The organism is Azospirillum sp. B4 (assembly GCF_000333275.1).
GTDB lineage: Bacteria > Pseudomonadota > Alphaproteobacteria > Azospirillales > Azospirillaceae > Nitrospirillum.
In genome coordinates, this window is sequence record NZ_BACU01000450.1 from 1 (window position 1) to 10340 (window position 10340).

7 protein-coding genes are annotated in these 10340 nt (G+C 69.2%); 3 read left to right on the forward strand and 4 right to left on the reverse strand.

The window, feature by feature from the left end:
- Window positions 1-426: 426 nt before the first annotated feature.
- From I55_RS19485 to I55_RS19495, 3 genes are all read left to right on the forward strand, one after another.
- Window positions 427-1638: a glycosyltransferase family 39 protein gene (locus tag I55_RS19485; protein ID WP_044562249.1), complete on the forward strand. Its 1212-nt coding sequence runs from the start codon at window positions 427-429 to the stop codon at window positions 1636-1638.
- Between the two features lie 300 nt (window positions 1639-1938).
- Entirely contained in the window at window positions 1939-2673 is a 735-nt protein-coding gene (locus tag I55_RS19490; RefSeq protein ID WP_044562250.1) for a class I SAM-dependent methyltransferase, read from the forward strand.
- 39 nt (window positions 2674-2712) lie between these two features.
- Window positions 2713-4278, forward strand: coding sequence for a glycosyltransferase family 39 protein (locus tag I55_RS19495; RefSeq protein WP_044562251.1), 1566 nt, complete (start codon window positions 2713-2715; stop codon window positions 4276-4278).
- On the opposite strand, the gene I55_RS19500 is transcribed toward I55_RS19495, so the two are convergent.
- The 4 genes from I55_RS19500 to I55_RS19515 form a co-directional block, all read right to left on the reverse strand.
- Entirely contained in the window at window positions 4275-5378 is a 1104-nt protein-coding gene (locus tag I55_RS19500; protein WP_085940061.1) for a DegT/DnrJ/EryC1/StrS aminotransferase family protein, read from the reverse strand. The two genes, I55_RS19495 and I55_RS19500, sit on opposite strands and share 4 nt — an antisense overlap.
- A gap of 14 nt (window positions 5379-5392) precedes the next feature.
- The gene (locus I55_RS19505; protein ID WP_044562253.1) at window positions 5393-6406 is read right to left on the reverse strand and encodes an NAD(P)-dependent oxidoreductase; all 1014 of its coding nucleotides are present in this window, start codon (window positions 6404-6406) and stop codon (window positions 5393-5395) included.
- A gap of 142 nt (window positions 6407-6548) precedes the next feature.
- Window positions 6549-7967 (reverse strand): coniferyl aldehyde dehydrogenase, encoded by a 1419-nt coding sequence (locus I55_RS19510; protein ID WP_085940059.1) that lies wholly within the window; start codon window positions 7965-7967, stop codon window positions 6549-6551.
- A 35-nt stretch (window positions 7968-8002) separates the two neighbouring features.
- Window positions 8003-10303, reverse strand: coding sequence for a TonB-dependent receptor (locus I55_RS19515; protein WP_085940060.1), 2301 nt, complete (start codon window positions 10301-10303; stop codon window positions 8003-8005).
- Window positions 10304-10340: the final 37 nt, after the last annotated feature.

The following is a 10340-nucleotide window of genomic DNA, read 5'->3' on the forward strand; positions in this document are numbered from 1 at the left end:
CGTGACCTTCATGCGCAAGGATGAGATCGCCCGTTTCGCCGCCAGCAGCCCGCTGACCGTGCGCGAAGCCGAGACCATCTGAGGGGGGCGCCGCCATGACCCGGCTGGACCACGCCACCCTGCGCACCGCCGACCTGGAGGGCACGCGCGCCTTCCTGGAAGCGGTGCTGGACCTGAAACCCGGTTACCGCCCGCCCTTCGGCTTCCCCGGCTATTGGCTGTATGCGGAGGAGGGGCCCATCGTCCACCTGATCCCCGGATCGGGCGCGGCGTTGGACCGGGCGGGAGAGGTGCTGGACGTGGAACCACAACATCGCCGCGGTCGCCGCGGCCTGGCTGCGCGGGCAACCCCTTTATCCCCTGCCGGCGGACGGCCTTTACTACGGCCTGCTGTACGGACCGCTGATCTATCGTGTCCTGGCCGCGATGCAGGATTTGTTCGGTATCGGCACGCCGCTGGCGGCGTTGCCGGGCATGGTGGCGGAGGTGGCCAGCCTGGTCATCATATGGCATGCGACCAGACGCGGGGGCGCCGGTCGCGGTCCCGCCCTGTTCGCCACGATCGCCACGGCCGGGCTGTTGCTGAGGATGTATCCCAGTGTGGGCTTCCGCACCGACCCCTTTCTGCTGCTGCTGTCTTCCCTGGGGCTGCTGGCCACGACCTGGGCGCCCAGCATGGGCCAGGCCATGGCCCTGGGCCTGTGCGCCGGCCTGGCCACAGCGTTGAAGCCATCGGGTGGCCTGTACCTGGGACCCGCGCTGCTGGCGGCCCTGCCGGCGCGCGCGCCCGTAGCGGCCGGCCGCTACATATTGTTGACCAGTATCGCCTGCCTGGCGGGCGCCCTGCTTCCCTTCGCCGGCACCGACACCTCGCCAACAGGCTACTTGGCCTATCTGGCGGCCCTGAAGCCCAAGGGCATGCATGGCAAGGAGTTGATGGAAAACAGCCTCATGGCCCTGCTCATGTCGGCCCCCGCCTTGCTCATCCCACCGGCGGAAAGGCGCGCGCGGGGGGCGATGACGGCGGGTCTGTGCCTGTGCCTGCCCGTGGCGTGCGTCTTGGGAGCCTTGGATGGAGCCGGCGTCTGGCACCTGTTGCCCTTCATTCCTTACACCGCCCTGTTGGTCGGCATCGCCGCGACCGCCCAGGCGGGCTGGAGCCCGCGGACCCTGGGGCAGGCCATGGTCGTCCTGCTGATCATGGCCGATGGCGCGCGCCATGCCGCGCGGGAGGCGTCCGAGAGCGCGGCATGGGCGCCGCAGGCTGAAAGGCTGCACCAGGCCGTCGTGGACTTCCTTTCACACCACCCGGATGCGGCCGTCGCCATCGCGCCCCGCGCCGGGCAATTGAACCGGGAGGTGGCATGGCTGGTCGGCCAGGGCAAACCCCTGATCCTGACCCGCGGCAGCTGGATCGACCTGGGCAAACCGGAAGCCATCCAGTTGTTCATCGACCGCTATCTCTCCCGGTGCGATGGCCTGTCCTGGCTGGGGATGGGCAACCCGCCATTCTTTCCCGGCCGGGAAACACCGCCCGCCGTTTCAGCCGCCTTCATGGCGCTGTATCATCGCCAATCCTGGGGGGAAGGGCTGGAGGTCTGGTCCTGCGTGCCGACGCCGGACGAACCGCCGACGTGACGGCGCGATCCCATCCTTGGTCATGTCCGGGGACAGGACAGGGTCAGGATCGGTCCAACCGCCTTTTCCGTCACCGGCCCACGCAGCCGAGAGCAGGTGCGGGTACGGTGGCCAAGGCGATGAGACGCGCCCGGCAGGGTGCCTGAACCACGGAACGGGGTCGCCATGCGCATACCCCAAAAGATGGCAACCTGCGACGATCCCCGCTAGCATGCGCCCCGTCTCCGGGGTGAACGTCTGCGCAAGGGCTTGCCATGCCGTCCGCGCTGGTGCGGGGATCGACATGGGGGTGGGGCCCATATGGATGAGATCGAGTACGCCTTGATGGACAGGGCGGACGGTACGATGTGGTGGTACCGTTGCCTGCATGACCTGGTGACCCTGTTCCTGGGCCGCCATCTGACAACCACCGCACCGGTCATCCTCGATGCCGGCTGCGGCACGGGCGGCCTGATGGTTCGGCTGCGTCAGGCCTGGCCCCAGGCGACCCTACACGGCGTTGACCTGTCGTTTCGGGCCTGCGGACGGACGCGACGCAAGGGAGCGGACTCGGTCGCCGTCGCGAGCGTCAACAGCCTGCCCTTCGCCGACAACAGTCTGGATGTCATCATTTCAACCGACATCCTGTGCCATGCCGGGGTGATTGAGGCCCAGGCCCTGGCGGAGGTTTTCCGCTGCCTGAAACCTGGGGGGGTATGCCTGGTGAACCTGCCCGCCTATGACTGGCTAATGGCCGATCATGACCGGCGGGTTCACACCGTGCGGCGGACCACCACCGGGCGGCTGCGCCGCCAGATGGAGACCGCAGGCCTGAGACCCCTATTCACCACCTACTGGAACACCACTCTATTCCCACTGATGGTGCTTCGTCGGAAGCTGCCGTCCAGCGGCCGTGCGACCTCCGACGTCGGCACCTTCCATGGCCCGGTGAACCAGGCCTTCACCGTCCTATGCGGCCTGGAACGTGTGTTCCTGCGCCGTGGGATCGCGTTGCCTTTCGGCGGCTCCGCCCTGGCGGTGGCGGTGAAGCCGTGATGGCGGTCCCGGGGCGGGGCCAAACAAATTGAGGCGCCATTGTCCATCGATCACCTGATCAACAGTTCCACCTTCCTGGGCAAAGTGGCGCTGGTGGCCCTGCTGGGGCTGGCGCTCGCCGGCCGCCTGTCCCGGCGGCCCCTGCAGCCGCGCCTGGCGAAGGTGGCGACCCTGCTGTTCGCCGGCGCCACGGCGATCGTCGTCGCCAGCCGCCTGATCGAGCATGCGGTGGTGTTGCGCCATGGTCCCCTGGATCCCTGGAACCAGGGCCTGGCGGCCATCGCCGCCGCCTGGCTCCAGGGACAGCCGCTCTATCCCCTGCCCACCGACGGCTTCTACTATGGCCTGCTGTATGGTCCGCTGATCTATCGCGTCCTGGCCATGATGCAGGACCTGTTCGGCATTGGCACGCCGCTGGCGGCCCTGCCGGGAATGGTGGCGGAGGCGGCGACCCTGGCCGTCACCTGGCATGCCGCGCGACGCGCGGGCGTCGGCGGGGGTGCGGCCTTGTTCGCGACGGCCACCATGGCCGGCTTCGTGCTGCACACCTATCCCGACGTCGGGTTCCGAAGCGACCCGTTCCTCTTGTTGCTGGCCGCGCTTGCGCTCTGGGCCACCACTGGCCCAGCCGGCATGGGCCAGGCCCTGGCGTTGGGGTTGTGCGCCGGGCTTGCCACCGCCCTGAAACCGTCAGGCGCCCTGTATGTGGGCCCGGCACTTCTCGCGGCGCTGCCGCTGCGCGATTCCAGGGCGGCGGCCCGTTTCATTCTGCTGGCGGGTGTGACCTGTCTTGCCGGCGCCCTGCTGCCCTTCATCGGTACCGGGACCACACCCGAGGACTATCTGCGCTACCTGGCGGCGCTGAGGCCGATGGGTCTGCATGGCTCCCGGCTGCTGGGCAATGGTCTGATGGCGCTGCTGCTCGTGCTCCCGCCGCTATGGCTGCTGCCGCTGGCCGAATGGCGGAGGCGTGCGCAACTCCTGACGGGCCTGGCGCTGTGTCTACCCATTGCCTGCGTGCTGGGTGCCGTGGACGGTGCCGGGGTCTGGCATCTGACGCCGTTCATTCCCTATGCCGCCCTGCTGCTGGCACACGCCGCGAACGCGCAAGCGGGATGGAGCCTGTACACCCTGGGGCAGACGGCCGTGATCCTGTTGGTCATGGCCAGCGGCACGCGCTATGCTTTAAAGGAGGCCGCCGACACCCTGGCGGCCGCCCCGCGCGCCGAGGCGGTGCGCCGGGCCATCACCGACTTCCTGGTCGAGCATCCAGGCGCCCGGGTCGCCATCGCCCCGACCCAAACGCAAGAGCCCCTGCCCACCGACACCCAGCTGCACCGCCAGGTCGCGTGGCTGGTGGGCCAGGGGCAGCCGCTGATCCTGGCCCGCAATGCCTGGATGGACCTGGGTACCCCAATGGCCATCCAGCAATTCATCGACCGCTACCTCACCCGGTGCGACGGACGGTATTGGCTGGCCATGGACCAAACGCCCTTTATTGCCAGCAAGCATACCCCAGCCACGGTCTCGGCCGCCTTCCTGGCCCTATACCATAGGGCTGCGCACAGCCCTGACCTGGACGTATGGTCCTGTGACGAACCTTAGGCGGGGTGGACCCAGGCCGCCGCCAGCGCCGCCGCCACGTGGCCGACCTCATCCTCCGTCATGTCCGGAAAACAGGGCAGCGTCAGGATCTGGGCTGCCGCCTGCTCGGTCACCGGCAGGTTGACGGGACCGAGCAGCAAGGGCCGCACCGCAGGCTGGTGATGGTCCGGCACGGGATAGTGAACGGCGGTGTCGACCCCGGCGCTGGCCAGCGCCGCGGCCAGGCGGGCGCGATCAGGGCTGCGCACCACGGCCAGGTGCGCCACGTCATCCTGGCCAATCGGCGTGGCCCACCCGGGCACGGGCCCTGGGATCGCGGCCCGGTACCGTTCCTTGATGGCCCGCCGCCGGGCGTTGCCGGCGTCCAGCGACGGCAGGCGCAGGGCCAGCACCGCCGCCTGGATCTCATCCATCCGACTGTTGCGGCCCCCGAGCTCCGCCACCACGTATTTCTCCCGCCAGCCATACTGGCGCAGGGCGCGCAGCCGGTCGGCCAGGGTGGGGTCGCTGGTCACCACGGCGCCGGCGTCGCCCAGCGCCCCCAGGTTCTTGGTGGGATAGAAGCTGAAGCAGCCGATGGCGCCGAAGGATCCGGCCCGCCGGCCCGCCCGCCGCGCCCCATGGGCCTGGGCGCAATCCTCGATCACCGGGATGGCGTCGGCCGCGGCCAGGATGCCGTCCATGTCGGCCAGGCGGCCGTAGAGATGGGTGGCAACGACGGCACGGGTGCGGGGCGTCAGCGCATCGGCAAGGGCGGCCGGCGACAGGGTAAGGGTCTCCGCGTCGACGTCGGCGAACACCGGCCGGGCGCCCACCGCCAGGATGGCCGTCGTGGCGTAGAATCCGGCATTGGCGACCGTCACCACCTCGTCACCCGGCCCCACCCCCAGGACACGCAGGGCCAGTTCCATCGCGTCGGTGCCATTGCCCACACCCAAGCAATGGCCGGCGCCGCAATAGGCGGCGAACGCCGCTTCGAACGCCGTCAGTTCCGGCCCGAACAGCACCCAGCCCCGCGCCACCACCCGCGTCATGGCGGCGGCGATGGCGTCACCGTCGCGGTGGCAGGACCGTCGCAGGTCGTTCAGGGGAACACGCATGAAGCCACCGGCGGTCATAGATAAAGGGGCAGGGCGGTCCGGTAATAATCCAGGGTCGCCGCCAACCCCTCCGCCAGCGACGTCCGCGGCGTCCAGCCCGTCAGGGCGCGGAACAGGCGGTCGTCGGTGTAGTAGTGGCCGATATCGATGCGTTCCCGTTCCTGGGGGAAGGGGCTGACGGTGACGCCCCCGCCCCCGCCGCTGAGCGCCAGCAGCTGGTCCGCCAGTTCCCGCAGGCTGACCGGCGGGCAGCCGCCCACGTTGAAGGTGCGGCCCGCCCCCGCCGGCACGCGCGCCGCCAGCAGCAGAGCCTGCACCACGTCGTCGACATAGCTGAAGTCCCGGCGCTGGTCCCCGCCCCACAGGTCGATGGGGCGGCCCTCAAGCGCCAGGCGCAGCCACAGGCCCAGGAAGTTCTGCTGGCTGTCCTTGACCCGCATGCCGGGACCGTAGGTGTTGGTCAGGCGCAACACCCGCGTGTCCAGCCCGTGCACTTCGCAGTACAGGCCGTGATAGGTCTCGGCCGCCGCCTTGTGCACGCCGTTGACGTCAACGGGCGCCACGGGATGCCCTTCATCCACCGGCAGGCTTAGGGGGCGGCCGTAGACCTGCCGCGTGCTGGCGTAGACGACGGTGGCGCGCGGCGCCAGTGTGCGGCACGCCTCCAGCAAGGCCAGGGGGGCCCGGCAGTTGGCATCCAGATCCTGCAAGGGCGCCACCATGGACGCCAGGTGGCCCGTCTGGCCCGCCAGGTTGAACACCACCTCGCAGCCGGGCAACACCTCGCGCAGCAGGCGGTCGTCGCCGATGTCGCCGATATGGATGGTCGCCCGGTCGCGGATGCCCGCGACGTTGGCCGCGTTGCCCCCGGCCCGCGGCTCAAGGATGTCCACCACCGTCACCACGGCGCCGAGCGTGACCAGCCGGCAGGCCAGACGGGCCCCGATGAAGCCCAGTCCACCCGCCACCAGCACCCTGGCACCCGCCCATGAAATTGCGGTCGCCGCCTGGTCGGCGGCCCTTGTCATCGATCCCGGCACAAACGTATCCCCAACCCACACCCACCCCCGCCAAAGGTGGTAGCACGCCCCAGTACCTTCGATAGATATCGCAGACGCGGTTGGGGAGAAAGAGAAGAACGGGCCACCCGTCCAAGAACCGGGTGAATCGTCAGGCGCGCCCCACCAGAAAGCGCACCAGCCAGCGGTGCAGGGGGGCCAGCGGCGGGCGGGCCAGGCGGTCCAGGCGGGGCCCCTTGCGGTCGAACACCGCCTTAAGGTGGCTGAAGGTGTCGAAGCCGTCGCGGCCGTGATAGCGGCCCATGCCGCTGGGGCCGATGCCGCCGAAGGGCAGGTCGTCCACCGCCACATGGATCAGGGCGTCGTTGACCACCACGCCGCCGGCGGCCGTAGTCTTCAGCGCGCGATCGATCGGCGCGCGGTCGCGCCCGAACAGGTAGAAGGCCAGCGGCCGGGGCCGGTCACGCACATAGTCCAGCGCCTGTTCCACATCGTCGTAGGGAACGATGGGCAGGATGGGGCCGAAGATCTCCTCCCGCTGCAGGGTGATGTCCTCCGGCGGGTCGAGCACGACGGCGGGGCCGATGTCCAATCCGGGCACGGGCGGACCCAGTTCGCGCACCACGGCGCCGCTGGCCCTGGCCTCCGCCACCATGTCAGCGATGCGGCGACGGCCGGCGGCGCCGAAGACGGCGGACATGGCGCTGGTGTCCCCGTTCGCCGGGAAGTAGCCGGGCACGGCGGTACCCAGGGCCGCCACGAAATCCTCCACCGCCGCGCGCGGCACCAGGGCGTAGTCCGGCGCGACGCAGGTCTGGCCGGCGTTGGTGAACTTGCCATAGGCGATGTCGGTGGCGGCGGATTTCAGGTCGGCGTCGGGCAGGACCAGGGCCGGCGACTTGCCGCCCAGTTCCAGGGTGACGGGCGTCAGGTTCTCCGCCGCCGCCTTCATCACCAGCCGGCCCACCCGGGTGGATCCGGTGAACAGGATGTGATCGAAGGGCAACTGGCCGAAATAGGCCCCCACCTCCGCCCCGCCGGAAACGACGGTGGCGACGTCGCCGGGCACCGCCTCGGCCACGATGTCGGCGATCAGCGCCGTGGTGCGGGGGGTCAGCTCCGATGGTTTCAGCAGCGCCCGGTTGCCCGCGGCCAGCGCCCCGGTCAGCGGACCCAGCGCCAGGAACAGCGGATAGTTCCAGGGCGCGATGACCCCCACCACACCGACGGGCTGGGGCTGCACCCAGGCGCGGCCGGGACCCAGGGTCAACGGCACGGCGCGGCGGCGGGGCCGCATCCACCCGGTCAGGTGCCGGCGGGCATGGCGCATGCCCTCCAGCGACACGAAGATCTCGGCGAACAGGGTCTCATGCGCCAGGCGGCCGCCGAAGTCGGCATCCACCGCCTGGACCAGGGCGTCCTGGCGGCGGATGAGCGCCCGTTCCAGCGCCGCCAGTTGTTCCCGCCGCCGTTCGGCCGGTGGATAGGGATCCAGCCGCGCCGCCGCCCGCAGCCGGTCGAAGGCCCGCGACACCGCCGCCAGGTCATCCCCCTGCTCCACCGCCATCATCACCCTCTCCTTCGTACGTCGCCCGCCAAGGGCACTCAAAAATGCCAGCTCAGGTAGCCGCCGAAGCGGCGGGGGGATCCCATGCTGAGGGCGTCCAGGCCGAAGCTGTCCAGGTTGTTGATATCCATGATGTAGGTCTGGTCGAACAGGTTGCGCACCCACAGGCCGACACTGATGGCGCCGCTGGGCGCCGTCCAGCCCAGGCGCGCGTCGGTCAGCCAGTAGCCGGACTGGCTGAGTCGCGTCAGATTGTGGCTGTCGAAATAGACCAGGGAGCGGTAGCTGACGTTGACGCTGGCGTTCAGCGTGCCCGCCTCCTTGCCGCCGGCACCATCCAGCGGCTGGTCATAACTGACCATGCCGGATAGGGTCCATCGCGGGGCGGAGGGCAGGCGGTTGCCGGACAGGTTCTCCCCTTCCGACACATAGTTCTGGTATTCGCTGTTCAGGTATTCGCCGCCCAGGCTGAGCTCCAGCCCCTTCAGGGGCACCAGGGTGATGTCGGCGTCCACGCCGTACAGCCGGGCGTTGGCGGCGTTGTTGAAGGTCTGGGTCGGGACGCCATCGCGGGTGACGATCTGGAAGACCTGAAGGTTGCTGTAATCGTAGTAGAAGCCGGCGGCGTTCAGGCGCAGGCGCTTGTTCCACAGCTCCGTCTTCGCCCCCACCTCGTACGCGTCCAGCGTCTCGTCGGCATAGGGCGCCAGGTCGGCCGGGTCGCGGGTGTAGCCGCCGAAGAAGCCGCCGCTTTTGTAGCCGCGATTGTAGCTGGCGTAGAGCATGACGTCGTCGGTGGGCTTCACCTGGACGGAGGCGCGGCCCGACACGCTGTCGAAGGATTTGGAGGCGGCGTAGCTCAACACGTCCACCACCTCCTCCACCGTGCTGCGGTAGCGGAAGTCCTTGTCGTCCTTGGAATAGCGCAGGCCGCCGGTCAGGGTGATCCTGTCGGTCAGCTGATAGTCCACCTGGCCGAAGACGGCGTAGCTGTCGCTGATCTGAGTATAGGGATACCCCACCGTGGCCACGTTGTTTTCCAGCGAGAAGCCGGTGGGGTTGTCGTCGGTGACGAACAGGGGACGCAGGTCGCGCAGGATGTCGTACTGGCTGGAAGTGTTCAGATAGTCATGCAGGAAATAGGCGCCGGCCACGGCCCGCACCTTGTCGCCCAGGGGCGCCTCCACCCGCAGTTCCTGGGACACGTCGTGCTGGGTGGCCTTGTAGGTGCTGGTCAGCAGATTGTTGGGGCTGGCGTCGGTATCCTCCAGGTCGTTGCGCTCGGCACTGTCGAAGCCGGTGATGGAATACAGCGTGGCCTTGCCCACGTCCCACCGGATGTTGACGGCTGCCCCCCAGGTGTCGACCTTGTCCTTGCCCTTGACGTTGTAGTCGCCGGCGTAGGGATTGTTGTCGGTGTCGGCGTAGCCCAGGGCATCCGTGCACAGGCCGGAGGCGTAGGCCCCGGCGGCGCACAGGCCGCTGGCGCCAGCCACGGACGGATCCTGGGGGATCAAGGGGCGGGCTTGGGTGTAGCGGCTGTCGCCCTTGTTCTGGCCGCCGTGCAGCTGCACCGTGACGCTGAGGTCGTCGCTGGGCGTGAACAGCAGGCTGGCGCGGCCGCCCCAGCGGTTGACGGCGTTGACGTTTTCCTTGGTCACGCGGTTGTAGGTGTCGCCGTCGTCCTGCTCAAAGACGCCGGCCAAGCGCATGGCCAGCTTGCCGGGCACGACGGCGCCGCCCACGCCGGCCTCAGCCCTCATGGCGTTGAAGCGGCCATATTCCAGGCTGCCGTCGCTGCTGGCCTCGAACGTGGGCTGGCGGGTGGTGATGTTGATGGCACCGCCGGTGGTGTTGCGACCATACAGCGTTCCCTGGGGCCCCTTCAGCACCTCCACCCGTTCCAGGTCGAAGAACTGCCCCAGCTGCGCCAAGGGGGAAGCGACGAAGACGCCATCCGCGTAGATGCCGACGGCGCCGGCGGCATTGGCGTTGAAGTCGTTCAGGCCAACCCCGCGGATGAAGACCTTGGGGTTGGCGCTGGCGTCCGACGTCTTGATCTGCAGGCCCGGCGTCAGGCTGGGAAGGTCCTGCACGTCGCGCACGCCGGTCCTTTCCAGCGTCTCCGCCGTCAGCGCGGTGATGGCCACCGGCACGTCCTGCAGGTTTTCCGACCGCTTCTGCGCCGTGACCACGATGTCCTGCAACACGCCGTCCGTTTCGGCCGGCGACGCCGACTGCGCCCGGGCGGTTCCGTGCAGCGCGCACAGCGCCACGCCCGACAGCAGCATGAATGCAATACCCACCCGGCCGATGCCCGTCTTGTCCATTCGCGTCATGGTTGGCTCCCTGTTTTGGGTCCGTCGTGCGCACCGC

Coding starts and splice junctions, on each gene's coding strand:
- I55_RS19485 (WP_044562249.1), top strand. CDS start 427: ATGCAGGATTTGTTCGGTATCGGCACGCCGCTGGCGGCGTTGCCGGGC.
- I55_RS19490 (WP_044562250.1), top strand. CDS start 1,939: ATGGATGAGATCGAGTACGCCTTGATGGACAGGGCGGACGGTACGATG.
- I55_RS19500 (WP_085940061.1), bottom strand. CDS start 5,378: ATGCGTGTTCCCCTGAACGACCTGCGACGGTCCTGCCACCGCGACGGT.
- I55_RS19505 (WP_044562253.1), bottom strand. CDS start 6,406: ATGACAAGGGCCGCCGACCAGGCGGCGACCGCAATTTCATGGGCGGGT.
- I55_RS19510 (WP_085940059.1), bottom strand. CDS start 7,967: ATGATGGCGGTGGAGCAGGGGGATGACCTGGCGGCGGTGTCGCGGGCC.
- I55_RS19515 (WP_085940060.1), bottom strand. CDS start 10,303: ATGACGCGAATGGACAAGACGGGCATCGGCCGGGTGGGTATTGCATTC.